Consider the following 25403-nt stretch of genomic DNA (forward strand, 5'->3'; position numbering starts at 1 on the left):
ATGGCCGCATCCGGAATCGAACTCGCAACCCTCGGGCACCGCATCCGCCATCACCGTGTCGCCCGCGGGCTGACACTCGACGAGCTCGGCGCTCAGGTCGGCGTCGCCGGCAGCCAGCTGAGTCTGATCGAGAACGGTCGACGCGAGCCGAAGCTCTCGCTGCTGCAGGCGATCGCGTCGGCGACCGGCACCGACGTGACCGACCTCCTCTCCCCGGAGCCCCCGAACCGCCGGGCCGCCCTCGAGCTCGAGCTGGAGCGGGCGCAGGCCAGTTCCGTCTTCCGGCGACTCGGCATCGCACCGGTGCGCGCGGGCAAGACGATGAGCGACGACACGCTCGAGTCCATCCTCGGACTGCATCGCGAACTGCAGCGCCGCGAGCGCGAGGCGATCGCGACCCCGGAGGAAGCCCGGCGTGCGAACACGGAGCTGCGCCTGCGGATGCGCGAGGTCGCGAACTACCTCCCTGACATCGAGCGCCTCGCCGAGAAGCAGCTCAAGGCGGCCGGACACACCTCGGGTGCGCTGACGCACCGCACCGTGAGCATCATGGCCGAGCAGCTGGGGTTCGAGCTGCTCTACGTCGCCGACCTTCCTCACTCGGCCCGCTCGGTCACCGACCTCGAGAACGGGCGCATCTACCTTCCGCCGGCCTCGATCCCGGGCGGTCACGGCCTGCGGTCGATGGCGCTGCAGGCGATGGCGCACCGCTTGCTCGGCCACACTCCCCCGAGCGACTACGCCGACTTCCTGCAGCAGCGCCTCGAGATCAACTACTACGCCGCGTGCTGCCTCATGCCCGAGACGGCCTCGGTCGCGTTCCTGTCGCAGGCGAAGAAGGACCGCAACCTCGCGGTCGAGGACTTCCGCGACGCGTTCGGGGTGACGCACGAGGCAGCCGGGATGCGCATGACGAACCTCATGACCCGGCATCTCGGCATCCCGCTGCACTTCCTGCGCGTGGATGGCGCGGGGGCCATCACACGGGTCTACGAGAACGACGGCCTGCCGCTGCCGATGGACGTCACCGGCAGCGTGGAGGGCCAGGTCGTGTGCCGGGCCTTCTCGGCGCGGTCGGCGTTCGAGGAGCAGAACCGCACGGTCGAGCACTACCAGTACACCGACACCCCGGGCGGGACGTTCTGGTGCTCGAGCCAGACCGGGACCACCGCCGAGGGCGAGTTCTCGATCACCGTCGGCGTGCCGTTCGACGACGCCCGCTGGTTCCGCGGCCGCGAGACGCAGAAGCGGGCGACATCCACGTGCCCCGACGAGTCATGCTGCCGGCGGCCCGACCCCGACCTGACGTCGCGATGGGAGGGCAAGGCCTGGCCGAGCGCCCGCGTGCACATGCAGATGTTCTCGCCGCTGCCGCGCGGCAACTTCCCCGGTGTCGACGACGGCGAGGTCTACGCCTTCCTCGACCGCCACGCCGCCGGCTGACTCGCGGCCGGCGCGCCATAACTCCTCAGATTCACGCCGTCGGCAGGCCGGAATCACGAGCTCGCGCGGGTGCGGACGTATGGCCGCCGCGGGTGTGAGGAGTTAGCGCACCCCCACGCGGGAGCTCAGCCGGCGAGGAAGCGTGAGACCCGGGCGAGCGACGCCTCGATCGCGGATGCCGCGACCGCTGGGTCTGTCACGAGCGCGGGCTCAGGTGGCAGATGGTGCCGCCCGGCGGCGACGGAGTGGCGCCACGTGCCGATCACCTGTCCCCGGGAGACCAGGATCGGCGCGACTTGACCGTTCAGGGTGGGGCCGATCCGAGCCGCGAGGTCGGGGGCGCAGACGGTCGTCCGGTCGGCGTAGGAGAGGAAGTACTCGTCGAAGGCGGGCAGGGCGACGACATCCCCGCTGTCGCGCTCCGGGTCTACCCCGGCAACGGATGCCGGCACGCCGGGCCCCGCGCCCGGTGCCGCGAACAGTCCGGCCTCGATCTCGACCACGCGGTCGCCGGCCGCCTCGGCCGCACGTTGTGCCATTCCGATCGGCAGCCCCGCCCACCAGCGGAAATCCTCGACGCGGGCCGGTCCGTGCGAGCGGATGTAGCCGGCGAACATCTCGGCCAACGGATCATCGGGCACCCGTCCGGACGGCAACTCGTCCACGGCGACCAAGAACTGGTCGCGGGTCGGTCCACCCTCGCGCGGCACCACCGGGCCGAAGGCGAGCACTCCGCGGACGGCGAGCGCCGAGAGGATGTGGTTGCCGCGCGAGCGCTCGGTCCCGATGCCGGCACCGCGCAGGAGGTCGGCGAACTCGTCGCGCGTGAGCCGGTTCCCGCCGCGCAGCGCCTGTCGGGCGGCACGCTCAGCCGTCGCCAGCACCGCCTCGTCGATCGCGAGCCCGCGCAGGATGCCCGCCGCGGCACGCTGTTGCCGGTCGGCGGTCACCGCGAGCATCCCGGCGAGGTCGACCGAGCGCACGATGTGCAGGGTGCCGCGTTGGGTCCATGAGCGCACGAGCGTGCCGTCCTCGAACGCGGCATCCACCTCGCTCAGCGGAGGCTCGCCGTCGGTGCGGACCGCCAGCGCCCATCGACCCGACCAGAACTCCTGCGCCTGCACGGCGAGCATGTGGGCCCCGGCCTCGCCGAGTGACGACGCGGGTTCGCTCAGCAGGTGCGAGCGCAGCCGCTGCGTCGTGATCGCCCCCGCTGCCCTGCACCCTCCCCCACCGCCGTCGTCTCGCACGCCGCCGATCCTGCCCGACCCCACCCCCGCGGGTCCACCCCCTGCGAGGTCCCACTTGGGCCGGGTGTGAGCCGCGCTTACCCGGCCCAAGTGGGACCTCGCGGGGTTCGGGCCCGCAGCCGGGCCCGCAGGGAGGCCGCGTAACACGACGACCCGCGCGCGCCGCGGCATCCCGGCCGGGTGAGAATGGATGCAGCCGCCGGTGACAGCACGCCGATGCGCGGCATCCGCACCCGGAGGTTCCCCGATGTCCCGCTCTCTCGTCCGCGCCGCCTCGATCGGCGTCGCCGCTCTGGCGATCGTCCTCGCCGGCTGCTCGTCCTCGCCCGCGCCCGCCGCCTCGGGCGATGCCGCGTCGGGACCCGCTGCCGAGGACTACGTCACCCCCGGCAAGCTCACCTTCGCCACGGGCGAGACGGCCTACGAGCCGTACTTCGTCGACGACGACCCCGAGTCGGGCGAGGGGTTCGAGGCCGCCGTCGCCTACGCCGTCGCCGACAAGCTCGGGTTCGCACCGGACGACGTCGTGTGGGTGCGCACGAGCTTCGAGGCCGCGATCGCGCCGGGTCCGAAGAGCTTCGACATCAACGTCCAGCAGTACACGATCACCGACGAGCGCAAGCAGGGCGTCGACTTCTCCTCGCCCTACTACTCCGCGAGCCAGTCGATCGTCGCGATCCGGGGCGGCGCGGCCGACGGCGTCTCCGACATCGCAGGGCTGACCGACCTCACGATCGGCGCGATGGCCAACTCCACGAGCGCGCAGACCCTCGCAGAGGTCGCGCCCGACGCCGAGGCTCGCCTGTACAACTCGAACGAGGATGCCGTGGCCGCGCTCGGCGCGGGACAGATCGATGCGATCGTGCTCGACACCCCCACCGCCTACCTCGCGGTCAACTTCTACATCGAGAACTCGTTCTTCGTCGGCGAGCTGCCGAAGGCGGGCATCGAGGACGAATGGGGCCTGCTGCTCGCGAAGAACTCGCCGCTCACCCCCGCCGTGACGGCCGCCGTCGACGAGCTGCGCGAGGACGGCACCCTCGCCGAGCTCGAGCAGAAGTGGCTCTCGGGACTCACGGAGGGCGTGACGCTCCTCCAGTGAGGGCGCGCTAGCGTCTATCCGTGACCACCTCCGTCCCGAGCGCGCTCGAACTCGAGCGCCGAGCGTACCGGCGCGGCCGCGAGCGCCGGTCGGTCCTGATCGCCGTCGCTTCGACACTCGCCTTCGCCGCGGTCGTCTGGGTGACCGTGATCAACACGGAGGGCTGGGCGACCGTCCAGCGGAGCTTCTTCGACCCCGCCGTCGCGCTGCAGGCCCTCCCCGAGGTGTGGCAGGGCTTCCTCGTGAACCTGCAGGTGCTCGCCATCTCGGTCTTCACGGTCGCCGCGGTGGCGCTGGTACTGGCGCTGCTGCGGACCCTGCGCGGACCGGTGTTCTTCCCGCTCCGGCTGATCGCCGCGGCCTACACCGACCTCTTCCGCGGTCTGCCCTTCGTCATCGTGCTCTATCTGATCGGATTCGGGCTGCCGACGATCCTGAACACCCGCATCGATCCGGTGCTTCTGGGAGTCCTCGCCATCACGCTGACGTACTCCGCCTACGTCGCGGAGGTCGTGCGGGCGGGCATCGAGTCGGTGCATCCGTCGCAGCGTCTCGCCGCCCGCGCGCTCGGGCTCAGCTACCCGCAGACCCTCGTGCGGGTCGTGCTGCCGCAGGCGCTGCGCAAGATGACCCCGCCGCTCATGAACGATTTCATCTCCATGCAGAAGGATGTCGGACTGATCTCGATCCTCGCGGCGTTCGACGCGATCGCCGAGGCGCGGGGCGTGGTCGCGACGACCTACAACTTCACCCCGTACGTCGTGGCAGGCGTGCTGTTCGTGCTGCTCGCGATCCCGACGATCCGACTGACGGACTGGTACACCGCGAGGCTCCGACGCCGCGAGCAGACGGGATCGATCCTGTGAGCCGGAATCGACCCGGCAGTGCGCTCGACACCGAGCCCGGCAGCGTCGCCGACGTGCTGCGCGCCCGCGGCATCCGCAAGTCGTTCGGCGACAAAGAGGTGCTGCGCGGCGTCGATGTGTCGCTCGCCCGGAACGAGGTCGTCGCCCTCATCGGCGCAAGCGGTTCGGGCAAGTCGACGCTGCTGCGCTGCCTCGGGCTGCTGGAGCCGATCGACGACGGGCAGATCCTCCTCGCCGGCGCGGACATCTCCGACCCCCGGGTCGACGCGAACGCGGTGCGCGCGCGGCTGGGAGCGGTGTTCCAGAGCTACAACCTCTTCCCCCACCTGTCCGTGCTCGACAACGTGACCCTCGCGTCGCGCGTCGTGCACCGTGTGCCGCGGCGCGAGGCGGAGGCGCGTGCGCGGGACTTGCTCGCGCGCATCGGGCTCGCCGACAAGGCCGGGGAGCACCCCGACCGGCTCTCGGGCGGTCAGCAGCAGCGAGCGGCGATCATCCGCGCGATCGCCACGGATCCCGAAGTGCTGCTGCTCGACGAAATCACCTCGGCGCTCGACCCCGAACTCGTCGGGGAGGTGCTCGAGCTCGTCCGCGACCTCGCGGTGGCCGGCTCGACGATCCTCATGGCGACGCACGAGATGGCGTTCGCGCGGGATGTCGCCGACCGCGTCGTCTTCCTCGACCAGGGCGTCATCGTCGAGGAGGGCGCGCCGTCGGAGGTGTTCGGCGCTCCCCGCGAGCCCCGGACCCGCGCCTTCCTCTCCCGCTTCCTCTGAGCTCCCGTCGACTCGCCAGAGAACGCGGATCCGGGCGGGCCGGCATCCGCACTTTCTGGCGAGTCGACGGGTGGAGGAAGCAGGGTCAGGCGGTCGCGCGCTCGGCGGCCTCGACGACGTTGGTCATCAGCAGGGCGACCGTCATCGGGCCGACGCCGCCCGGGTTGGGCGAGAGGAAGCCCGCGACCTCGGCGACATCCGGCGCGATGTCTCCGTAGACCTTCGACTTGCCGGTCTCGGGATCGTTCTCGCGGGTCACGCCCACGTCGAGGATGGCGGCGCCTGGCTTGACGTCCGCGGCGGTGACGAGGTGCTTCACGCCCGCGGCACCCACGATGACGTCGGCCTCGCGCAGGTGCGCGCCGAGGTCGGCGGTGCCGGTGTGAGTCAGGGTCACCGTGGCGTTGATCTCGCGGCGGGTCAGCAGCAGACCGATGGACCGGCCGATCGTGACACCGCGCCCGACGACGACGACCTTCTTGCCCGCGAGGTCGTATCCGTTGCGCTGCAGCAGCTCGATGACGGCACGCGGCGTGCACGGCAGCGGCGTCGTGATGGGGTCGTTGACATTGAGCACGAGACGCCCGAGGTTGACGGGGTGCAGGCCGTCGGCATCCTTCGCCGGATCGATGCGCTCGAGGATGCGGTCGGTGTCGAGGTGCTTGGGCAGCGGCAGCTGCACGATGTAGCCGTGGCACGTCGGGTCGGCGTTGAGGCGGTCGATGACCTCCTCGACCTCCGCCTGCGTCGACTCGGCCGGCAGCTCGATCTGGATCGAGTTCATGCCGATCGCCTCGGACTCGCGGTGCTTCATCCCGACGTACAGCTGGGATGCCGGGTCGGCCCCGACGAGCACCGTCGCGATGCCCGGGGTGACTCCGCGGGCCTTCAGCGCGGCGACGCGGTCGGCCAGTTCGGTCTTGATGGCAGCGGCGGTGGCCCGCCCGTCGAGCTTCTGCGCGGTCATGTCGTTCTCCGTTCGAGAGGGTCGCGGTCGCCGGGGCGCGGTCGCCGAGAACATACGCTCCGGGCGAGAACGTACCGTGCGGGGTGCGTTCTCGCGGGGAGGGTGCGTTCTCGGCGACCGGTCGGCGACCGGCGACGCCGGGTTACTGCTGCAGGCCGGGGTACAGCGGGAAGGCGTCGGCGAGCGTCGCCACGCGAGCACGCAGGGCATCGAGGTCGGCGCCGGGCTGCAGCGCGAGCGCGATGATGTCGGCGACCTCGGTGAACTCGGCGTCGCCGAAGCCGCGGGTCGCGAGAGCGGGCGTCCCGATGCGCAGGCCCGAGGTGACCATCGGCGGGCGCGGGTCGTTGGGCACCGCGTTGCGGTTGACGGTGATGTGGATCTCGTGCAGCAGGTCTTCGGCCTGCTTGCCGTCGATCGCCGCGTCGCGCAGGTCGACGAGCACGAGGTGCACGTCGGTGCCGCCCGAGCGGACGGCGATGCCGGCACCCGCGACATCCTGCTGCGTCAGACGGTCGGCGATGATCGCGGCGCCGCGCACGGTGCGCTCCTGGCGCTCCTTGAACTCCGGCGTCGCGGCGAGCTTGAACGCCGTCGCCTTCGCGGCGATGACGTGCATGAGCGGGCCGCCCTGCTGGCCCGGGAAGACCGCGGTGTTGATCTTCTTCGCCAGGTCGGCGTCGTTGGTGAGGATGATGCCCGAGCGGGGGCCGCCGATGGTCTTGTGCACCGTCGACGAGACGACGTGGGCGTGCGGCACCGGCGACGGGTGCACACCGGCGGCGACGAGACCGGCGAAGTGCGCCATGTCGACCCAGAGGTACGCGCCGACCTCGTCCGCGATCGCACGGAAGGCGGCGAAGTCGAGCTGGCGGGGGTAGGCCGACCAGCCGGCGATGATCACCTTCGGCTTGTGCTCGAGGGCGAGGCGACGGACCTCGTCCATGTCGATCAGCGAGGTGTCCGGGTTCACGCCGTAGGCGACGATGTCGTAGAGCCGGCCCGAGAAGTTGATCTTCATGCCGTGGGTGAGGTGGCCGCCGTGGTCGAGCGAGAGGCCGAGGAGCGTGTCACCGGGGCGCGCGATCGCGTGCAGGACGGCGGCGTTGGCCGTCGCGCCCGAGTGGGGCTGGACGTTGGCGAACTCGGCGCCGAAGAGCGCCTTGGCCCGCTCGATCGCGAGCTCTTCGGCGACGTCGACCTCTTCGCAGCCGCCGTAGTAGCGGCGACCCGGGTAACCCTCGGCGTACTTGTTGGTGAGCACGGAACCCTGCGACTGCAGCACCGAGACAGGCACGAAGTTCTCGGACGCGATCATCTCGAGGTAGCCGCGCTGGCGGTCGAGCTCGCGCTCGAGCACCTGGGCGATCTCGGGGTCGACCTCGGCGAGCGGGGCGTTGAAGTACGAATCGGTCATGACGATCTCCAGACGACGGCTTTCGGGACGGAGCTTACGAGCAGTGAAGGTTCCACATCGGCCCAGGCGTGCGGTCGAATGCCGTGTCGGTCGCTCCCCGGTGGTGGCCCACCTCAACGCCAGTCGCGACGCGTCGAGCATAACGGATGCCGCACTGATACGCTGGCTCAAAGTTTGTTAGGCACCCTTACAGATAGGGGCGCGCTGATGTCGCTGCCGCTGGTCCCGTTGCCCGCCTCGGTCACGCCCGCGAAGGGGGTGACGTTCACCCTGACGGACACCGTCGCGGTGACGGGAGACCCGGATGCCGCGGGCGTCCTGCACCGGCTCGTCCTGACCCGGAACGGCGTGCACCTCACCGCGGCCGCCGGCACCGCGGAGCCCGACAGCACCGCGGAGCCCGACAGCACCGCGGAGCCCGACAGCACCGCGGAGCTCGACGGCGCCGCGATCGACCTCTCGGTCGACAGCGACGGACCGCCCGAGTCGTACCGGCTGTCGGTCGACCACCGCCGCATCTCGATCCGGGGCGCCGACTCCGCGGGCCTCTTCTACGGCGTGCAGACTCTCGGCCAGCTGATCACCCGCTCGTCCGACGGCTGGGTGATTCCGGGGGTCGACATCGACGACGCCCCCCGCTTCGGGTATCGCGGCGTGATGCTCGATGTCGCCCGCCACTTCCACGACGTCGCGACCGTCACCGCCTACCTCGAGCGGGCGGCGAGCCTCAAGTTCAACGTCCTGCACCTGCACCTCAGCGACGACCAGGGATGGCGGCTCGCGCTGACCCGCCGCCCGGAGCTCACCGCCCGGGCGGCGGCGAGCGCGGTAGGCGGCGGCGCCGGCGGCTTCTTCACGGCCGACGACTACCGCGCGATCATCGCCCGCGCCGCGGCGAACCACATGACCGTCGTGCCCGAGTTCGACATGCCCGGCCACACCCACGCCGTCGGGCTCCCCTACCCCGAGGTCGCCGCGCCACCGGCGCTGGACGGGTGGGATGCCGCGGGCGGCCCCGCTCCCGTCGCCGGCGAGGCGTACACGGGCATGGGCGTCGGCTTCTCGTCGCTGCGCATCGGCGCACCCGAGACCGATGCCTTCGTCGACGACGTCCTGACGGAGCTGGCGGAGCTGACCCCCGGCCCCTACCTGCACTTCGGCGGTGACGAGGCGCACGGCACCCCGGCGGAGGACTTCGCGGCCTTCGTGGCCCGCACCTCGCGGGTCATCGCCGACCTCGGCAAGACGCCGATCGCCTGGCACGAGGCCGGCGCCGCCGCGGATCTCGCGCCCGGCACGATCGGCCAGTACTGGGGCCTCGTCTCGCCGACCGACGGTGCCGACGAACGTGCGCGGGCCTTCGTCGCGCGCGGCGGCCGCGTCATCCTCTCGCCCGCCGACGCCGTGTACCTCGACATGAAACCGACGGCCGATGCTCCCCTCGGCCTGACCTGGGCGAACGGTCCGACGAGCCTCGAACGGGCCTACTCGTGGGAGCCCGGCGAGGTCGTGTCCGGCATCTCGGAAGACGACATCCTCGGGGTCGAAGCGCCGCTGTGGACCGAGACCGTCCGCGACCTGGACGACATCGATGCACTCGCCTTCCCTCGCATCGCGGCGGCCGCTGAAGCCGCCTGGTCGGCTGCGACCGGCAGCGCAGACAACCGCACGTGGGAGTCCTTCCGCGAACGCGTCGGCGCGCTCGGACCGCTGTGGACGACCCTCGGCATCCGCTTCCCCGCTTCCCCGGAGGTCGCATGGACGGTCTGAACCGCGTCATCCATTCCGTTCGGCTCGTCGACGGGGGCCGCGAGATGCCCGACTCCTGGCTCGTCGTGCGCGACGGGCGGGTCGCCGCGCAGGGCACCGGCGGCGCGTGGCGCGATGCCGTCGCCGAAGAACCGGTCGACGAGGTCGTCGATGCCACCGATGCCGCCGGCCCCGGCGCGATCCTCACTCCCGGCTTCATCGACATCCACGGCCACGGCGGCGGCGGCGCGGCATACGACGACGGTGCCGAGACGATCCGCACCGCGCGCGCGCTGCACCGGGCGCACGGCACGACCCGAGCGGTCATCTCGCTCGTCACGGCATCCGTCGACGACCTCGTCCGACGGGTCGCCGCCATCGCCGACCTCGCGGAAACGGATGCCACGGTGCTCGGCTCGCACCTCGAGGGGCCGTTCCTCGATCCCGGGCATCACGGCGCCCATGATCCGGAACTGCTCATCGGGCCCGAGGCCGACGCCGTCGCGCGGCTGCTCGAGTCCGGTCGCGGCACCATCCGCCAGGTCACGATCGCTCCGGAGCTGCCGGGCGCGCTCACCGCGATCGAGCGGATCGTCGCCGCGGGTGCGGCCGCCGCCGTCGGTCACACCGACGCCGACGCCGAGACCGCCCGACGGGCCTTCGACGCCGGCGCCACGATCCTCACCCACGCCTTCAACGCCATGCCGGGCCTCCACCACCGTGAGCCCGGTCCGATCGGCGCGGCCACCGCCGACCCACGCGTCACGCTCGAGGTCATCGCCGACGGCGTGCACCTCGCCCCCGAGGTGGTGCGGATCGCCTTCGCCGCCGCACCGGGGCGCATCGCGCTCGTCACCGACGCGATGGCGGCCGCCGGATCGGCCGACGGAGACTACGTGCTCGGGGCGCTCGCGGTGCGCGTCGAGAACTCCGTGGCGCGGCTCGCCGACGACACGATCGCCGGATCCACCCTGACGCAGGATGCCGCGCTGCGGACGGCCGTCGCCGCGGGCGTGGCGCTGCCGACAGCTGTGACGGCGCTGACGGCTACTCCGGCCCGCGCGATCGGACGTCCCGACCTCGGCAGGCTCGAGATCGGGAGCCCGGCCGATGCCGTCCTGCTCGACGCCGACCTGCGCGTCCGCCGCGTCTGGACCGGGCGCGCGTGACCCGTTCGCCCGAGGTCCCTCCCGAGGTCGGCGACGTGAGGCCGGCGCCTAGAATCGGAGGCATGTCCGAACTGCCGAACGTCCGTCCCGCCACCCCCGAGGCGCCGCAGCAGGCGGCCGGCACGCGACGGGCTCTCTCGGCGATCGACCTCCTCGCCTTCGCCTGCCAGCTCTTCGCCTTCGTCACCTTCGCGATCTGGGGCTTCGCGGCGTGGGACTTCCCCCTCAACCTGGTCTTCGGCATCGGCGCTCCGGTCGCCGCGATCCTCCTGTGGGCCCTGTTCGTCTCGCCGCGTGCCGTGCTCATGGTGCACCCGTTCGTGCGCGCCCTCGTCGAGCTGTTCGTCTACGCCTCGGCCACCATCGCGTGGTGGAGCATGGACCAGGCCTGGGTCGGTCTCGTCTTCGGGGTCATCGCGGTGACCTGCGGTGTGATCGCCGGTCGCCGGCGCCTGTCATGACCGCTCCCGACGTCGTCGCCCGGCTCGTCGCCGAGCTCGGCGACCGCGTCGACGTCTCGGATGCCGGTCGGGCCGCCGCTCGGGCGGACAAGTCGGGCCAGGCGGCATCCGGATCGCCCCTCGCCGTCGTTCACGCCCGCACCGTCGAGGACGTCCAGGCGACGATGCGCATCGCCTCCGCGACCGGCACCCCGGTCGTGCCGCGGGGCGCCGGCACCGGCCTCGCGGGCGGCGCCAACACGGGCGCGGGTGAGATCGGGCTCTCGCTGCGTTCGATGGACCGCATCCTCGAGGTCCGCCCCGACGACCTCATCGCCGTCGTCGAGCCCGGCATCCTCAACGGGCAGCTGAACACGGCGCTCGCGGAGCACGGCCTCTGGTGGGCGCCCGATCCCGCGAGCCGCGACATCTCGACCGTCGGCGGCAACATCGCCACCGGCGCGGGCGGCCTGCTCTGCGCGAAGTACGGGGTGGTGCGAGACGCGGTCCTCGGCCTCGATCTCGTGCTGGCAGACGGTCGCCTGATGCGTCTCGGACATCGCACCGTCAAAGGCGTGACCGGCCTCGACCTGACCTCGCTCGTCATCGGGTCGGAGGGCATCCTGGGCGTCGTCGTCGCGGCGACGCTGAAGCTCCGCCGCCTAGTCCCCGGCCAGGCCCGGACGATCGCCGCGACGTTCTCCGATGTGCGTTCCGCCGCGGTCGCGGCATCGGCGGTCACGGCGGCCGGGATCCAGCCGGCGATCATGGAGCTGATGGACGCGACCTCCCTCGCCGCCTCGCACCGCCTGCTCGGGCTTCCCGCCCCCACGCCCGGTGCCTCGCAGCTGACGGTCCAGACCGACGGCCCGGGCGCGACGGCCGAGGCGGAGGCCGTCGTCGCGGTGCTCGCGGCCGCCGGCGGCACCGTGCGCCTTGCCGCCGATGACGCCGAGGCCCAGCAACTGTGGACGGTGCGGCGGTCGATGCATCCCGCGATGGAGACCCTCGGAACCGCGCTCATCGAGGACGTCTCGGTGCCGCGCAGCGCCCTGCCCGCGATGTTCGACGAGATCGCCCGCATCGAGGAGCGCTTCGGTCTGACGATCCCGACCGTGTGCCACGCGGGCGACGGCAACCTGCACCCGAACTTCATCTTCGACGGCGACGAGGTCCCGGAGGTCATCTGGGAGGCGGCGGAAGACCTCTTCCAGTCGGCGCTGCGCCTCGGCGGAACGCTCACCGGCGAGCACGGCGTCGGCGTCCTCAAGCGGCGCTGGCTCGCGGACGAGCTCGGCGACGACCAGTGGGAGCTCCAGCGGCGCATCGCGCGGGTCTTCGACCCCGCCGGCATCCTGAACCCCGGAAAGGTGTTCGCGCCGTGAGCGACTCCGTCCCGGCCGGGGAGGTCCACGTGAGTGCGGCGGTCGTGACCGACGGCGACGGGCGTACCCTGCTCGTCCGGAAGCGCGGCACCGAGCGGTTCATGGCGCCCGGTGGCAAGCCCGAGCCGGGCGAGTCCGCCGGCGCGGCCCTCGTCCGCGAGCTGCACGAGGAGCTCGGCGTCGTCGTGGCCGAGCCCGACCTCGTCTACCTCGGCCGGTTCGAGTCGGATGCCGCGAACGAGCCGGGCTTCCGCGTCGTCGCCGAGGCGTTCGCGATCACGCTCGACCCCGCGTCGGTCAGCGCCGCCGCCGAGATCGCGGAGGCGCGCTGGCTCACCGCTCCCGAAGCCGCGGCGTTGCCGCTCGCACCGCTCAGCACCGAGCACCTGCTTCCGCTCGCCTGGGCCTGAACGGCGGCACCCAGCGCCCCCACGGGCACGTCCCGGGGCGCGAGCTCGACCCGCTCGTCCAACCGCAGCGACCGCAGGAACGGCGACGCGCCGGCGGATGCGGCGAGAGCGGCCCGCACCGGGACGAGCAGCCGATCGGAGAGCGCGGCGACGCCCCCGCCCAAGACGACCACGTCGACGTCGGTCGTGAGCACCAGCAGCCGGACCGCCGCCTCGACGCCGCGCACCACGTCCGCTCTGATGCCGTCGGCGCGCTCGTCCCCCGCATCCGCAGCATCGAAGACCGCGAGCACGGGCAGCGGCGAGGAACCGCCCCAGCGCTCGGCGACGGCTCCCCCGCCGGCGAACGCCTCGATGCATCCGCGCTGTCCGCAGCGGCAACGGGGCCCATTCGGGTCGATGGGGATGTGCCCGACCTCACCGGCCGCGCCGCGCCCGCCGCGGCGCGGGCCCGTCTCGTCGACGATGCCCGCGGCGATGCCGGTTCCGAGGTTCAGGAAAGCGAGCGATCCTCCCCCGGCACGGAGTGCCCGGGCACCCACCGCCGCGTACCGCACGTCGTTGTCGATCACCGGTCGAATGCCGATCCGCGCCGCGACGGCTCCCGCGAGGTCGTACCGGTCGATTCCGAGGTTCAGGGCATGCTCGACGACGCCGCTGCCCGGCAGGATCTGCCCGGGCACGCCCACGCCGACCGCGACGACCGATTCAGCCCCCGCGAGGTCGGCGACGACCGCCGCGACGCCGTCGGCGACGACATCGCCGCCCCACCCGGTCGGCCGACGCAGCCGGGCGATCTCGTTGCCGTCGCCATCCACGGACACGGCGAGGATCTTCGTGCCGCCCACGTCGACACCGATGCGCAGCGTCATCCCTTCACGGCCCCCGACACGAGCCCGCCCGACATCCGCCCCTGCACGATGAGGAAGAAAATCACGACGGGGATCGAGATGAGGGTGGATGCCGCCATCACGGCGCCCCAGTTGGTCGCTGCCGTCGCCGACTGGAACGACAGCAGCCACGGCGGGAGCGTCAGGTTGTAGCCCTTCATGAGCAGCAACGCCATGGTGAACTCGTTCCACGACTGGATGAAGGCGAAGATGCCCGTGGCGACGAGTCCGGGCGCCAGCAGGGGGAACGTCACCTTCCAGAACGCCTGGGTGCGGGTGCACCCGTCGATCATGGCCGCCTCTTCGAGATCGGCCGGAACACCCGCGACGAATCCGCGCAGTGTCCAGATCGTGAAGGGGATGACGGCGGCGACGTAGACGATGCCGAGGCCGACGAGGGTGTTCATCAGGCGCCAGTCGTCGATCATGCCGTAGATCGTGAACATCATCGCCTCGCCCGGGATCATCTGCACGATGAGGACGGCGACGATGAACGAGCGCCGCCCACGGAAGCGGATGCGGGCCACGGCGATCGAGGCGAGGAAGGCCAGCACCAGCGTGATGACGAGCACGCCGACCGTCACCAGGGTCGACGAGAGGAGCCCGTGCACGAAGTCGGTCTGCCCCGGGGCCGCCTCGCGCGTCCATGCCGTGGCGTAGTTGCCGAGCGTGAAGTCGAAGGGGAGGAAGCTCGGGGTGCGGCTGATGATGCTCTCGCCGCGCGTGAACGACATGTTCAGCATCCAGTAGACGGGGAACACCGAGCACACGAACACGACGAGCGCGGCGAGGTTCAGTCCTGCGCGCGAGAGGATGCGGCGGCGCGGCGGTCGTCGCACGGCGAGCGAGCGCGGCCGGGGGCGCTTCGCCCGGCCCACCTCGCCGATGACCTCATCGACCCCGATCGTGCCGAGCTGGGTCGCCGGGGTGACCTGGGTGCTCACAGCTCCTCCTCCTTGAGCGTGGTGCGGATGTATCCCCACGAGAGGGTGAGGAGCAGCACGACCATGAGCACGCCGATCGCGCTCGTGACGCCGAACTCCCCCGGGCCCTGCCGGAAGATGTAGGTGCCGAGCACGTTGGTCTCGGAGATGAGGCCGCCACGCTGCTGCAGCGCGTAGACCTGCGTGAAGATACGGAGGTTCCAGATGACCTGCAGCACCACGACGACCGTCACGACGTTGCGCAGATACGGGAACACGACGAGTCGGAAGCGCTGCCACCCGACCGCGCCGTCGAGGGATGCCGCCTCGAGCACCTCGGCGGGGACCTGCCCCAGCGCCGCGTACAGGGTGAAGGCCGCGAAGGGCACGCCCTGCCAGACCACGATCACCGTCAGGACGAAGAAGAACGACCACGGGTTCGCCAGCCACGAGTGGTTGGTCCAGTCGGTCGAGCCGGTCATCGTGTTCAGCGCCCAGTTGACGATGCCGTACTGCGAGTCGAAGATCCATCCCCAGACCGTGGTCGCCGCCAGCGGCGGCATCGCCCAGGCGAGGAGGAGACCGAGCGAGACGAGGATGCGCCACCCGCGCCGCAGGCGCGTCATGAGCACCGCCACGAGGGCGCCGAGCCCCACGATCAGCACGGTCATGGCCACCATCAGCCCGAGACTGCGGACGAGGACGGCCGGGAAGTCGGACTGCGTGAAGACCTCGAGGTAGTTCTCGAACCCGATGAAGTCGGGAAGCGTGCCCTGCACCTTGTTGCGGATGGCGTAGTCGGTGAACGACTGCACGAGCATCAGTACGGCGGGGTACCCGACCATCACCCCGAGGATGATGAGCGAGGGGCCGAGGAGCGTCAGCGCGCCGACGTTGTCGCGGCGACGCCGAGACCGTTGCCGCGCGGTAGGCGGCGGCCCGTGCTTCGCCCGCGGCTCGGGCCGTCGCGGCGTTCGGGTGAGCACGTTAGTCATCGTGCTGTCCTCTCTGCGGTGTTCGTGGGGCGCGGACTCCCGCGCCCCACGACTCACGACTACTTGTTGAGGATGGCTTCGATCTGACCGTCGAGCTCGGTCGCGATCGCCGTGACGTCGCCGCCCTGCGCGATCTTGACGAGAGCGTCCTTGATCACACCGGAAGACTCGACCTCGGACCAGTTGGGGCTCGCCGGAACGGCCTTCGACGATGCGACGGCCTTCGCCGCCTCGACCGTGATCTCGTCATCGGGCAGGAAGTCGGCGAACGAGGTCAGCGCGGGGATGAGCCCGTTCTCGGCGAGGATCTTCTGGTACCCCTCCGAGAGGATGATCTTGAGTGCGGCCTCGGCCTTGTCGGGAGCGTCCGACTTCGCCGCGATAGCGATGTTCGAGCCTCCGGCGAAGACCGGAGCGACCTCACCGGCGGTCATGCCCGGAAGAGCGAACGCCTTCAGATCGGCGCCGACCGTCTCGGGGCAGCCCGGGGCCTTCGCGTCGTCGGCGGGCGCGAGGATCGACCACTTCACCCACGCCGGAGCCGAGAGGAAGCCGATCTCGCCGGCGCAGAACGGAACCTGCGGATCGGTCTCGTCCGCGTCAGCCGGCGCGGTCGTCGCGTTCTGGTAGACGTCCTGGAGCATCGTCAGACCGGCGATGCCGCCCGAGCTGGAGAAGCCGCCCTTCCAGGTGTCGCCGTCCTGCGTCGCGATCTCGCCGCCGTTCGCCCAGACGTAGGGCAGCGCGTTGTACCAGTCCTTGCCGGGGGCGTAGATGCCCGACTTGGTGGCGGTCGTCGCAGCGATGCCGTCGGCGACGTACTCCTCGAGCGTCGTCGGCACCTCGCCGCTGTACGAAGAGGGCGAGTAGAAGACGATGCGCGACCCCGCGTAGTAGGGAGCGGCGTACAGGCTGCCGTCCGCCGACCCGAGCTCGACGAAGCTCTGCAGCAGTTCGTCGCCGCCGAGGTCCGCCTGGAGGTCGGAGATGTCGAGGAACAGACCCTGATCGATGAAGCCGGGCGACTGCGTGTTGCCGACCTCGACGAGATCGGGCGCGTCGTTCGACGACAGCGCGGCGACGTAGTTGTCCGCGGTGTCGGCCCAGGTCTTCTCCTCGATCGTCAGCGTCCAGCCCTCGTTCTCTGCTTCGAACGTCTTCTTGAGGTAGTCGCGGGCGTCCTGAGGCGTGTCGGTGCCGACCAGCCATACGGTCAGGTCGCCGGTCTCGGCGCTCTGTCCCGCGTCGCCGCTCGCGCAACCGGCGAGCAGCAGGGCGGAGACACCGAGGAGCGACAGTGCTCCGAGGCTCTTCTTCATGGTGATTCCTTCTTCTCTGGTGTCGACGAGTCGGATGGCTCGCCCGGGTGTGGAGCTGGTGGTGCAGGTGGGGCTATGGAGCTGTGGAGCGAAGTCAGGAGACGCCGAGACGCCCTGACAGGACCATGACGGCAGCACCGCGCAGGACGATGTCCTGGCCCTGCTCCGTCATCCGCACCTGCAGCTCGTCGTGGAACGTGGCGAGCGTGCGTGTGCGCACCGTCTCGGCGGCGGCGCTCGCAAGCGTGCCGTCGAGAAGTTCCGCGGGGCCGGAGAGGACGATCTCCGACAGGTCGAGAGCACCCACGATGGGGGCCAGGGCGATGCCGAGACGTTCGCCCGCGTCTCGCAGCAGACCGTCGCGGTCGCTCGCGGCGCCGGCAGCGATACGCGCGGAGAGCGACGGAACCGAGATCCAGGCCTCGAGACATCCCACCTTCCCGCACGCGCAATCGGGGCCGCCGTCGGTGCCCACCGTCACGTGGCCGATCTCGCCGGCGGCCGAGCGCGCGCCGCGCAGCGGTTCGCCACCCGTGAGCAGGCCCGCACCGACACCGCGGCCGACCTTCACGAGGATGATGTCGTCGCCGGCACCGCCGAACGTGTGCTCGGCGAGCACTGCGGCGTTGGCGTCGTTGGCAACGAGCACCGGGGCGCCGACCGCCTCGCTCAGGATGCCGGTGAGGTCGAGGCGATCCCAGCCGAGGCCGGGTGCCGCGAGGACGACTCCGGTGTCATCGACGACACCGGGGGTGCCGACGCCGACGCCGAGCACCGGCGCGTGCGCGTCGTCCACCAGTGTTCGCGCGAGGTGCACGACCGCCGGCAGGATGTCGTCGCGGCCTCGGGGCACGGCGACCTCGTGACGAGCGACGATCTCGCCGTCGAGGGTCATCACCGCACCGAGGAAACGGTCGCTCCCGGAGAGGTCGAGGCCGACGATGCGGTGGCCGTCGCGAGCGAGGTCGACGAGGATCGCGGGCTTGCCCGGTCCGGCGGCCTCGCGGGTGCCTCGCTCACTGACGAAGCCGTCGCCGATGAGCTCGGCGACGAGGTCGGAGATCGTCACCCGGGTCAAGCCGGTCTGGCGAGCGAGGTCAGCACGGCTCATCGCTCCGCCGTGGAAGAGCCGTTCGAGCACGAGCGCGCGGTTATGCGCCCGAGCGTGCTCGGGCAGGATCTTCGCGCCCGGGCGCCGGGTGCGCGTCGTGCGCCGCGGGGCCTCGGTATCGGTGCTCGCCATGTTTGTTAGTAGACCTTACGAATGTGGCGGACACAAGAGTTGCGTCCAGGTTTGCTAGCGATGTTTACAAACCCGTTGCATCCGCACATTGCCTCCCCTGCAGATGTCAAGGGGAACGTTCGATCGTCGCGCCTCCGTAGGGTGGAGAGATCGCTGCATCGAGGAGAACCCCATGAACCGTCGCCTGACCGCCCTCACCGTCACCGCGCTGGCGCTCGTCGCCCTGACCGGGTGCACCGGCGGAGACGGCTCCGCTGCTGGGGGCTCGACCCCCGCAAGCACCCAGTCGGTCGAGGAGGCGTGCACCCAGGTCAACGACGTCATGACCGAGGCGACGCAGGGAATCCAGGAGATCGACCCCTCCGATCCCGCCGCCGCCGCCGGCGCGCTGCGCACGATCTCGGACGGCATGGGCGACGCCGCCGCCCAAGTGACGAACGAAGAGGTGTCCGGCATCCTGCCCGACCTGCAGACGGCGTTCTCCTCGGCCGCCGAATCGATGGAGGCTGTGGCCGCCGGTGACACCGATCGTGCGACGGAGCTCACCACGGCGCTGAGCGACGTGCAGGGCAGCATCGACACCTACACCGAGCTCTGCGGCACGGAATGACGCATCGGCGCGATCCGGATCGCGCCGCCAGATAACGCTCTGGTTTCACTCAGGCCGCTCTCCGAGTGCCTTCGCGTACCATAAGAACCGAGTGCGCTTTCACGCGCAGACGGGGGTACAGCGGTGACGGATGTCGCGTCGAAGCATGATCACGAGAGCACGGCCGAGCGAGGCACGCCCTCGGACGATGCCGGGCAGCGCGTCGAATGGGCGCCCGTGGAGCCGGCGCCCAAGAAGCGGCACCTCGGCTTGTGGATCGGCATTCCCGTCGGCGTCGTCGCGCTCGGCGGCGCCGCCGCATCGCTCTTCTTGATCGCCCCCGGCACCTCGATCGGCGGTGTTCCCGTCGGTTTCATGACGCCGGGCGCCGCTGCGGCCGCCGTACAGGACCGCCTCGATCAGACCACTGTCACGCTCGGCGAGGGCGGAGACAGCGTCTCCGGTGCGGATCTCGGAGCACAGGTCGACGGCACGCAGCTCGCTTCCTCCGCCTTCGACGCGCGGCCCGCCTGGAACATCACCCAGTGGTTCGGCGAGCCCATCGCTGCTCCCGTGGCCCTCGATGAAGCGACGGCCACCACCGCCCTGCGAGGCGCCGCGGGCGACCTGTACGTCGAGCCTACGGCGGCATCCGTCTCCTTCGACGGCTCGTCGTATGTCGTCAGTCCCGACGTCCCCGGTGCGGGCGTCGACCCCGAGGCGGCCCGTGCGGGCCTGCAGAGCGCCTTCGACTCCGGCACGACCGACGCGGTCATCGACCCCGAGCTCACGCCCGTGACGGCGCTGACCACCACCGCCGCGGCGGAGGAGGCCGCCGCTTCGCTGAACAGCATGCTCGACGGCGTCGGCTTCTACGTCGGCGACGAGCGCACGGTCCCCGTCGACCGCGCGACGGCCGCGAGCTGGCTCACGGTCGGCACGAAAGACGACGGCTCGTTCGAGATCACGGCCGACCCCGCCGCCATCCAGCCCGTGGTCGACACCCTTCCGGGGCTTGTCGATCGGGCGCCCGTCAACGGCGTGGTGTTCGCCAACGCCGCGGGTGAGATCATCGACGACTCCGACGCCGGCCTCGACGGTCGCACGCTGAGCTCGACGGACGGCATCGCCGCCGGATTCGCGGAGCAGCTCGCGACGGGTGATGCCGCCTACCGCCTGCCCGTCGAGGTCGTCCCCGTCACGACGGAGACCATCACACGGCTGCTCGAGGTCGACCTGAGCGAACAGCGCCTCTACCTCAAGGAGAACGGCGCCGTGGTCGACTCGTGGCTCGTCTCCACCGGCCGCCCCGGCGCTGACACCCAGACCGGCTACTACACGATCGGGTGGAAGACTCCGCGCCAGGACATGCGCGGCACCGCGGCCGACTCGGGCGTGAGCTACGTCCAGCCCGATGTGAAGTGGGCGATGTACTTCAACGGCGACCAGGCGTTCCACGGCGTCTACTGGCACAGCAACTGGGGCAACCGGATGAGCGCCGGCTGCGTCGGGATGCCCGACTCGCGCGCCGCCCAGATCTACGAGTGGGCTGTCGCCGGAACCGACGTCTACGTCCACGCCTGATCGACGCATCCGGGCCCATCCCCCGATCGACCGATGCGCGGTCGATCGATCACCGTTAGCCTGTGACCATGGCTGACCTCCGAGTGGAAGAACTGTCGGCGTCGACGATCGTCGCGGTGAACAACCTGTCGCTGAAGCCCGGGCAGGAGCGATTCGTCGTGCCCGAGAGCTACGCGATCGCGGCGACCGTGGTCGACCCGGCGACCTCGTGGCAGCGCGTGATCCTGGACGGTGACGAGGTCGTCGGCTTCGTCAGCGCGGGCTTCGACCCCGACGCGCCGCACGAGCACTTCCGCTCGGTGCTGTGGCGCATCAACGTCGACGCCGACGACCAGGGCCGCGGTGTCGGACGGTTCGCCGTCGAACAGCTCGTCGACGAGGCGCGCAAGCGAGGCTTCGACTGCCTCAACGTGATCTACGAGGCCGGAGAGGGCGGGCCCGAAGCGTTCTTCACCCGTGTCGGCTTCACGCCGGTCAACGAGACCGAGTACGGCGAGGTCGTCGCCGAGATCCGCTTCTGACGGACTCCCCCACGCACGACGCGAAACGCCCCGGGCGCCGAAGCGGCCGGGGCGTTTCGCTGTGTCAGAGCGGAGTCAAAGCCCGTCGATGATGCCGTTCAGCGTCGCCGAAGGCCGCATGACGGCCGCGACCAGCTCGGCGTCGGGACGGTAGTAGCCACCGATCTCGGCCGGCGAACCCTGCACCGCGATCAGCTCCTCCACGATCGCCGTTTCGTTCGCGGCGAGGGTCTCGGCGACCGGCGCGAAGGCGGCGGCGAGTTCGGCGTCGACCGTCTGAGCCGCCAGCTCCTGCGCCCAGTACAGCGCGAGGTAGAAGTGGCTGCCGCGGTTGTCGATCGTGCCGAGTGCGCGACCCGGCGACTTGTCCTGCTCGAGGAACGTGCCGGTGGCGGCATCCAGCGTGTCGGCGAGCACCTTCGCGTGAGCGTTGCCGGTGTACTCGGCGAGGTGCTCGAACGACGCCGCGAGGGCGAAGAACTCACCCAGCGAGTCCCACCGGAGGTAGTTCTCGGCGACGAGCTGCTGCACGTGCTTCGGAGCCGAACCGCCCGCGCCGGTCTCGAACAGACCACCGCCGGCCAGCAGCGGGACGATCGAGAGCATCTTGGCGCTCGTGCCCACCTCGAGGATCGGGAAGAGGTCGGTCAGGTAGTCGCGGAGCACATTGCCGGTGACCGAGATGGTGTCCTCGCCGCGGCGGATGCGTTCGAGCGAGTAGCGCGTCGCGTCGGCGGGAGCGAGGATCTCGATCGTGAGCCCGTCCGTGTCGTGCTCGGCGAGGTAGGTCTTCACCTTCGCGATGAGGTTCGCGTCGTGGGCACGGTTCTCGTCGAGCCAGAACACGGCGGGCACGCCCGTCGCACGCGCGCGGGTGACGGCGAGCTTGACCCAGTCGCGCACCGCGACATCCTTCGTCTGCGTCGCGCGCCAGATGTCGCCCGCCTGAACCTCGTGCGACAGCAGGACCGACCCGGACGAGTCGACGACCTCGACGGTTCCGGCGGCCGGGATCTCGAAGGTCTTGTCGTGCGAGCCGTACTCTTCGGCCGCCTGCGCCATCAGGCCGACGTTGGGCACCGAGCCGATCGTGGCCGGGTCGAGCGGGCCGTGTTCGATGACGTCCTCGATCGTCGCCTGGTAGACGCCGGCGTAGGAGGAGTCGGGGATGACGGCGATCGTGTCGTCCTCGCCGCCGTCGGCGCCCCAGAGCTTGCCGCCGTTGCGGATGAGGGCCGGCATCGAGGCGTCGACGATCACGTCGGAGGGCACGTGCAGGTTCGTGATGCCCTTGTCGGAGTTGACGTACGACAGACGGGGCCCGGAGGCGATGGCGGCCTCGAAGGCGGCACGGATCTCGTCGCCGTTCGCGAGCTGCGAGAGGCCCGCGAGGATGGCGCCGAGGCCGTCGTTGGGGGTGAGGCCGGCAGCGGCGAGGTCATCGCCGTAGCGAGCGAACACGTCGGCGAAGAAGGCGCGGACGACGTGGCCGAAGATGATCGGGTCGCTGACCTTCATCATCGTCGCCTTCAGGTGCACCGAGTACAGCACGTCGTCCGACGCGGCCTGCGCGACCGTGTCGGCGAGGAAGGCGTCGAGGGCTGCGGCCGAGAGGAAGGTCGCGTCGACGACCTCGCCCGGCAGCACCTTCAGGCCCGACTTCAGCTCGGTGACGGTGCCGTCCTGAGCCGTGAAGCGGATGGCGAGGACGTCGTCGCCCTCGATGACCGTCGAGGTCTCGTTCGACTTGAAGTCGTCGTGGCCCAGCGTCGCGACGCGAGTCTTCGACCCGTCGGCGAACGGCTTGTTGCGGTGCGGGTGCTTGCGGGCGTAGTTCTTGACCGAGAGCGGGGCCCGGCGGTCGCTGTTGCCCTCGCGCAGCACGGGGTTCACGGCGGAGCCCTTGATGCGGTCGTAGCGCGCGCGCACGTCCTTCTCGTCGACGTTCTGCGGCTCGTCCGGGTAGTTCGGGATGTCGTATCCCGCGGCCTGAAGCTCGGCGATGGCCGCCTTCAGCTGCGGGATCGAGGCCGAGATGTTCGGCAGCTTGATGATGTTGGCCTCGGGCAGCGTCGCCAGGCCGCCGAGCTCGGCGAGGGCGTCGCCGACCTGCTGCTCGGGCGTGAGGTTCTGCGGGAAGGCGGCGAGGATGCGACCCGCGAGCGAGATGTCGCGGGTTTCGATGGCCACGCCGGCCGCACCGGCGAAGGCCTCGACGATGGGCAGGAAGGAGGCGGTGGCCAGTGCCGGCGCCTCGTCGGTGTACGTGTAGATGATGGTCGAGTCGGGCACGTGTCGTCTCTCCAAAAAGCGCGTCGAGGGTCGTTCCTCAGCGTATCGCACGGGGGTGGTTCTCTCGATGTCGAGATATCTCTCACGGTTCCGGGCTTCGCGCTAGGGTGAGCGCGTGCCGCGCTTCGATCTCTCGCTCGCCGAACTTCAGGACTACCGCCCGGAGGTGAGCGAGCCCAGCGATTTCGACGATTTCTGGTCGGCGACGCTCGCGGGATCGCGTGAGGCCGGCGGTGAGGTGACCGTGTCCGCGGCATCCGAGCTGTACGCGACGGTCGACGTGCACGACGTGACCTTCCCCGGGTACGGCGGTGATCCCGTGAAGGCCTGGTTGATCCTCCCCGCGCATCGCGAGGGCCCGCTGCCGGCGGTCGTGGAGTTCGTCGGCTACGGCGGCGGACGCGGCCTGCCGACCGAGCGGCTCGCCTGGGCCACTGCCGGGTACGCCTCGTTCGTCATGGACACCCGCGGACAGGGCAGTGTGTGGGGCAGCGGCGGCGAGACTCCCGACCCCCACGGCTCCGGCCCCGCCGTGCCCGGCTTCATGACGCGCGGCATCGAGTCGCCCGAGACCTACTACTACCGGCGCGTGTTCACCGACGCCGTGCGCGCGGTCGACGCGGTGCGGTCGCTGCCGGAGATCGACGCCTCACGGGTGTCGGTCACGGGCGGCAGCCAGGGCGGCGGCATCGCCATCGCGGCCGCCGGCCTGAGCGACGGACTCGTCGCGGCGATGCCCGACGTTCCCTTCCTCTGCCACTTCGAGCGCGCCATCGGTTTCACCGGCAGCGACCCCTACCAGGAGGTCGTGCGCTGGCTCGCCGTGCACCGCGGCGCCGAGGCGCGGGTCTTCGAGACGCTGTCGTACTTCGACGGCGTGAACTTCGCCCGCCGCGCCGACGCGGCGACCCTGTTCTCGGTCGGGCTGCTCGATCCGGTGTGCCCGCCCTCGACGGTCTACGCCGCGTTCAACGCCTACGGCGGCGCGCACAAGGAGATGTCGGTCTTCCCCTTCAACGAGCACGAGGGCGGCCAGGGATACCAGTGGGAGGCGCAGGCGGGCTTCCTGCGCCGCGTGCTCGGGGGCACCCCGTGAGCGAACGACGCGTGCTCGCGATCGACGCGGGGCAGAGCGGCATCAAGGTGCGCGCGACTGCGGCATCCGGTGAAGACCTGCTCTTCCCCGGCATCCGAACCGGTGAGCCGCTGCTCCCCCAGCTCGCCGCCGTCGTCGCCGAGACCGCGGCGCGCACAGGCTCGCCCGCTGACATCGTGGTCGCGGGCATCTCGGGGCTGACCGACGCGAACGCCGACGCCGACGCCGACGCGATGCTCGCGCTCACGGCGGCGCAGGGCGTGCGCGGCGTCGTGCTCGCCCACGACTCGACGACCTCGTTCCTCGGCGCGCTCGGTGACCGACGCGGAGCCGTCATCGCGGCCGGAACCGGAGTCGTCACGCTCGCCGTCGGCGCGGAGACCACTGCGCGCGTCGACGGGTGGGGGTGGATCATGGGCGACGCCGGCAGCGGCTACTGGATCGGCCGCGAGGCCCTGGATGCCGTGATGCGCGCCTACGACGGCCGGGGGCCGACGACCGAGCTGACGGCGACGGTGTCGGACCGGTGGCCTGACCTGTCGCAGGCGTACATGAGCCTGCAGGCCGATCCCGATCGGGTCCGCGTCGTGGCGAGCTTCGCCGCCGTCGTCGCGCGCGCCGCCGTCGCCGGCGACACCGTCGCGCAGGACATCTCGGTCCGCGCCGCGCACGAGCTCGCGCAGAGCGTGCGCGCGGCGATCGCCCAGGTGCGCACCGACGAGGAGACCTTCCCGGTGTGCGCGATCGGCGGCGTCTTCGGTTCGATCCCGCTGCTCGAGGCCTTCACCGCCGACCTGCACACGGGCGATGCGTCGGTACGCCTGGTCGACCCCGTCGGTGTCGGCATCGACGGAGTGGTGGCCCTCGCCGATCTCGGCACCTCTCACCCCCTCGCCGCGGTCACCCACCGCGCCGGCGATATCCGCTGACCGGCGGCGAGAACGCACCGTTACGCCGAGAACGCACCGCCCCCGGTA

22 protein-coding genes, 1 pseudogene and 1 riboswitch are annotated in these 25403 nt (G+C 71.0%); of the genes and pseudogenes, 14 read left to right on the forward strand and 9 right to left on the reverse strand.

From position 1 onward, the window contains the following. Complete coding sequence (locus tag ACI2K6_RS13330; protein WP_269267914.1) at positions 1 to 1443, forward strand: XRE family transcriptional regulator; 1443 nt, start codon at positions 1 to 3, stop codon at positions 1441 to 1443. A 125-nt stretch (positions 1444 to 1568) separates the two neighbouring features. Here ACI2K6_RS13330 and ACI2K6_RS13335 read toward each other — a convergent pair whose 3' ends face one another. Further along, positions 1569 to 2693, reverse strand: a complete 1125-nt coding sequence (locus ACI2K6_RS13335; protein WP_323986431.1) for a winged helix DNA-binding domain-containing protein — start codon at positions 2691 to 2693, stop codon at positions 1569 to 1571. 247 nt (positions 2694 to 2940) lie between these two features. Between ACI2K6_RS13335 and ACI2K6_RS13340 the strand changes: the two genes are divergently transcribed. Genes ACI2K6_RS13340 through ACI2K6_RS13350 form a run of 3 tightly spaced genes read left to right on the forward strand, consistent with a single transcriptional unit; the run spans position 2941 to position 5437 of the window. Then, positions 2941 to 3795 (forward strand): ABC transporter substrate-binding protein, encoded by an 855-nt coding sequence (locus tag ACI2K6_RS13340; RefSeq protein ID WP_112617438.1) that lies wholly within the window; start codon positions 2941 to 2943, stop codon positions 3793 to 3795. A 20-nt stretch (positions 3796 to 3815) separates the two neighbouring features. After that, positions 3816 to 4661 (forward strand): amino acid ABC transporter permease, encoded by an 846-nt coding sequence (locus tag ACI2K6_RS13345; protein ID WP_023955608.1) that lies wholly within the window; start codon positions 3816 to 3818, stop codon positions 4659 to 4661. Continuing rightward, complete coding sequence (locus ACI2K6_RS13350; protein WP_274178938.1) at positions 4658 to 5437, forward strand: amino acid ABC transporter ATP-binding protein; 780 nt, start codon at positions 4658 to 4660, stop codon at positions 5435 to 5437. The genes ACI2K6_RS13345 and ACI2K6_RS13350 overlap by 4 nt, the downstream gene beginning before the upstream one ends. Before the next feature lie 85 nt (positions 5438 to 5522). Here ACI2K6_RS13350 and ACI2K6_RS13355 read toward each other — a convergent pair whose 3' ends face one another. Together ACI2K6_RS13355 and glyA are read right to left on the reverse strand one after the other, a co-directional pair. Next, positions 5523 to 6404 (reverse strand): bifunctional methylenetetrahydrofolate dehydrogenase/methenyltetrahydrofolate cyclohydrolase, encoded by an 882-nt coding sequence (locus ACI2K6_RS13355; protein ID WP_274178939.1) that lies wholly within the window; start codon positions 6402 to 6404, stop codon positions 5523 to 5525. Between the two features lie 142 nt (positions 6405 to 6546). Beyond that, the gene (gene glyA, locus ACI2K6_RS13360) at positions 6547 to 7821 is read right to left on the reverse strand and encodes a serine hydroxymethyltransferase (RefSeq protein ID WP_274178940.1); all 1275 of its coding nucleotides are present in this window, start codon (positions 7819 to 7821) and stop codon (positions 6547 to 6549) included. Positions 7822 to 7874: 53 nt separating this feature from the next. Further along, positions 7875 to 7958, reverse strand: a riboswitch (ZMP/ZTP riboswitch). A gap of 70 nt (positions 7959 to 8028) precedes the next feature. Here glyA and ACI2K6_RS13365 point away from each other — a divergent pair. From ACI2K6_RS13365 to ACI2K6_RS13385, 5 genes are all read left to right on the forward strand, one after another. Further along, complete coding sequence (locus tag ACI2K6_RS13365; RefSeq protein WP_404568812.1) at positions 8029 to 9591, forward strand: family 20 glycosylhydrolase; 1563 nt, start codon at positions 8029 to 8031, stop codon at positions 9589 to 9591. Beyond that, positions 9579 to 10739, forward strand: a complete 1161-nt coding sequence (gene nagA / locus ACI2K6_RS13370) for an N-acetylglucosamine-6-phosphate deacetylase (RefSeq protein ID WP_404568813.1) — start codon at positions 9579 to 9581, stop codon at positions 10737 to 10739. Before ACI2K6_RS13365 ends, nagA begins: the two co-directional genes overlap by 13 nt. Before the next feature lie 62 nt (positions 10740 to 10801). After that, positions 10802 to 11200 carry a YrdB family protein gene (locus tag ACI2K6_RS13375; RefSeq protein WP_274178943.1) on the forward strand — a complete coding sequence of 133 codons (399 nt, stop codon included), beginning with the start codon at positions 10802 to 10804 and terminating at the stop codon, positions 11198 to 11200. Further along, on the forward strand, positions 11197 to 12564 hold the full coding sequence (locus ACI2K6_RS13380; protein WP_274178944.1) for an FAD-binding oxidoreductase: 1368 nt from the start codon (positions 11197 to 11199) through the stop codon (positions 12562 to 12564). Before ACI2K6_RS13375 ends, ACI2K6_RS13380 begins: the two co-directional genes overlap by 4 nt. After that, positions 12561 to 12974, forward strand: coding sequence for an NUDIX domain-containing protein (locus ACI2K6_RS13385; RefSeq protein ID WP_162815470.1), 414 nt, complete (start codon positions 12561 to 12563; stop codon positions 12972 to 12974). Before ACI2K6_RS13380 ends, ACI2K6_RS13385 begins: the two co-directional genes overlap by 4 nt. A 107-nt stretch (positions 12975 to 13081) precedes the next feature. On the opposite strand, the pseudogene ACI2K6_RS13390 reads toward ACI2K6_RS13385, so the two are convergent. The 5 genes and pseudogenes from ACI2K6_RS13390 to ACI2K6_RS13410 form a co-directional block, all read right to left on the reverse strand. Beyond that, positions 13082 to 13846 (reverse strand): annotated as a pseudogene (locus ACI2K6_RS13390) (ROK family protein); the annotation flags it as partial. Further along, a complete protein-coding gene (locus ACI2K6_RS13395; RefSeq protein ID WP_274178945.1) occupies positions 13843 to 14808 on the reverse strand; it encodes a carbohydrate ABC transporter permease in 966 nt (321 codons plus the stop codon). The gene ACI2K6_RS13395 and the pseudogene ACI2K6_RS13390, both read right to left, overlap by 4 nt. Beyond that, entirely contained in the window at positions 14805 to 15782 is a 978-nt protein-coding gene (locus ACI2K6_RS13400; protein WP_274178946.1) for a carbohydrate ABC transporter permease, read from the reverse strand. The genes ACI2K6_RS13395 and ACI2K6_RS13400 overlap by 4 nt, the downstream gene beginning before the upstream one ends. A gap of 59 nt (positions 15783 to 15841) precedes the next feature. Further along, a complete protein-coding gene (locus tag ACI2K6_RS13405) occupies positions 15842 to 17101 on the reverse strand; it encodes an extracellular solute-binding protein (RefSeq protein WP_274178947.1) in 1260 nt (419 codons plus the stop codon). A 94-nt stretch (positions 17102 to 17195) separates the two neighbouring features. Continuing rightward, positions 17196 to 18344 carry an ROK family protein gene (locus tag ACI2K6_RS13410; protein WP_274178948.1) on the reverse strand — a complete coding sequence of 383 codons (1149 nt, stop codon included), beginning with the start codon at positions 18342 to 18344 and terminating at the stop codon, positions 17196 to 17198. A 172-nt stretch (positions 18345 to 18516) separates the two neighbouring features. On the opposite strand from ACI2K6_RS13410, the gene ACI2K6_RS13415 reads away from it, so the two are divergent. From ACI2K6_RS13415 to ACI2K6_RS13425, 3 genes are all read left to right on the forward strand, one after another. Continuing rightward, complete coding sequence (locus ACI2K6_RS13415; RefSeq protein ID WP_269267931.1) at positions 18517 to 18954, forward strand: hypothetical protein; 438 nt, start codon at positions 18517 to 18519, stop codon at positions 18952 to 18954. Positions 18955 to 19077: 123 nt separating this feature from the next. Beyond that, the gene (locus tag ACI2K6_RS13420) at positions 19078 to 20517 is read left to right on the forward strand and encodes a L,D-transpeptidase family protein (protein WP_404568814.1); all 1440 of its coding nucleotides are present in this window, start codon (positions 19078 to 19080) and stop codon (positions 20515 to 20517) included. Positions 20518 to 20585: 68 nt separating this feature from the next. Continuing rightward, a complete protein-coding gene (locus ACI2K6_RS13425; RefSeq protein ID WP_274178950.1) occupies positions 20586 to 21038 on the forward strand; it encodes a GNAT family N-acetyltransferase in 453 nt (150 codons plus the stop codon). A 75-nt stretch (positions 21039 to 21113) separates the two neighbouring features. Here the strand turns inward: ACI2K6_RS13425 and ACI2K6_RS13430 are convergent, their stop codons facing one another. Beyond that, complete coding sequence (locus tag ACI2K6_RS13430) at positions 21114 to 23330, reverse strand: NADP-dependent isocitrate dehydrogenase (RefSeq protein ID WP_112617452.1); 2217 nt, start codon at positions 23328 to 23330, stop codon at positions 21114 to 21116. A 115-nt stretch (positions 23331 to 23445) separates the two neighbouring features. On the opposite strand from ACI2K6_RS13430, the gene ACI2K6_RS13435 reads away from it, so the two are divergent. Both ACI2K6_RS13435 and ACI2K6_RS13440 read left to right on the forward strand, forming a co-directional pair. Next, the gene (locus ACI2K6_RS13435) at positions 23446 to 24426 is read left to right on the forward strand and encodes an acetylxylan esterase (protein ID WP_323986446.1); all 981 of its coding nucleotides are present in this window, start codon (positions 23446 to 23448) and stop codon (positions 24424 to 24426) included. Then, on the forward strand, positions 24423 to 25355 hold the full coding sequence (locus ACI2K6_RS13440; RefSeq protein ID WP_404568815.1) for an N-acetylglucosamine kinase: 933 nt from the start codon (positions 24423 to 24425) through the stop codon (positions 25353 to 25355). Before ACI2K6_RS13435 ends, ACI2K6_RS13440 begins: the two co-directional genes overlap by 4 nt. The last annotated feature ends 48 nt before the right edge of the window (positions 25356 to 25403 follow it).

Origin of the sequence: Microbacterium sp. NPDC006705, assembly GCF_044903545.1 — a bacterium.
Classification (GTDB): domain Bacteria; phylum Actinomycetota; class Actinomycetes; order Actinomycetales; family Microbacteriaceae; genus Microbacterium; species Microbacterium plantarum.

Excerpts from the sequence above, each read along its gene's own strand:
- ACI2K6_RS13410 (WP_274178948.1), bottom strand. The coding sequence starts at position 18,344 with ATGGCGAGCACCGATACCGAGGCCCCGCGGCGCACGACGCGCACCCGG.
- ACI2K6_RS13375 (WP_274178943.1), top strand. The coding sequence starts at position 10,802 with ATGTCCGAACTGCCGAACGTCCGTCCCGCCACCCCCGAGGCGCCGCAG.
- ACI2K6_RS13380 (WP_274178944.1), top strand. The coding sequence starts at position 11,197 with ATGACCGCTCCCGACGTCGTCGCCCGGCTCGTCGCCGAGCTCGGCGAC.
- ACI2K6_RS13425 (WP_274178950.1), top strand. The coding sequence starts at position 20,586 with ATGGCTGACCTCCGAGTGGAAGAACTGTCGGCGTCGACGATCGTCGCG.
- glyA (WP_274178940.1), bottom strand. The coding sequence starts at position 7,821 with ATGACCGATTCGTACTTCAACGCCCCGCTCGCCGAGGTCGACCCCGAG.
- ACI2K6_RS13400 (WP_274178946.1), bottom strand. The coding sequence starts at position 15,782 with ATGACTAACGTGCTCACCCGAACGCCGCGACGGCCCGAGCCGCGGGCG.
- ACI2K6_RS13355 (WP_274178939.1), bottom strand. The coding sequence starts at position 6,404 with ATGACCGCGCAGAAGCTCGACGGGCGGGCCACCGCCGCTGCCATCAAG.
- ACI2K6_RS13340 (WP_112617438.1), top strand. The coding sequence starts at position 2,941 with ATGTCCCGCTCTCTCGTCCGCGCCGCCTCGATCGGCGTCGCCGCTCTG.
- ACI2K6_RS13415 (WP_269267931.1), top strand. The coding sequence starts at position 18,517 with ATGAACCGTCGCCTGACCGCCCTCACCGTCACCGCGCTGGCGCTCGTC.
- ACI2K6_RS13365 (WP_404568812.1), top strand. The coding sequence starts at position 8,029 with ATGTCGCTGCCGCTGGTCCCGTTGCCCGCCTCGGTCACGCCCGCGAAG.
- nagA (WP_404568813.1), top strand. The coding sequence starts at position 9,579 with ATGGACGGTCTGAACCGCGTCATCCATTCCGTTCGGCTCGTCGACGGG.
- ACI2K6_RS13330 (WP_269267914.1), top strand. The coding sequence starts at position 1 with ATGGCCGCATCCGGAATCGAACTCGCAACCCTCGGGCACCGCATCCGC.
- ACI2K6_RS13405 (WP_274178947.1), bottom strand. The coding sequence starts at position 17,101 with ATGAAGAAGAGCCTCGGAGCACTGTCGCTCCTCGGTGTCTCCGCCCTG.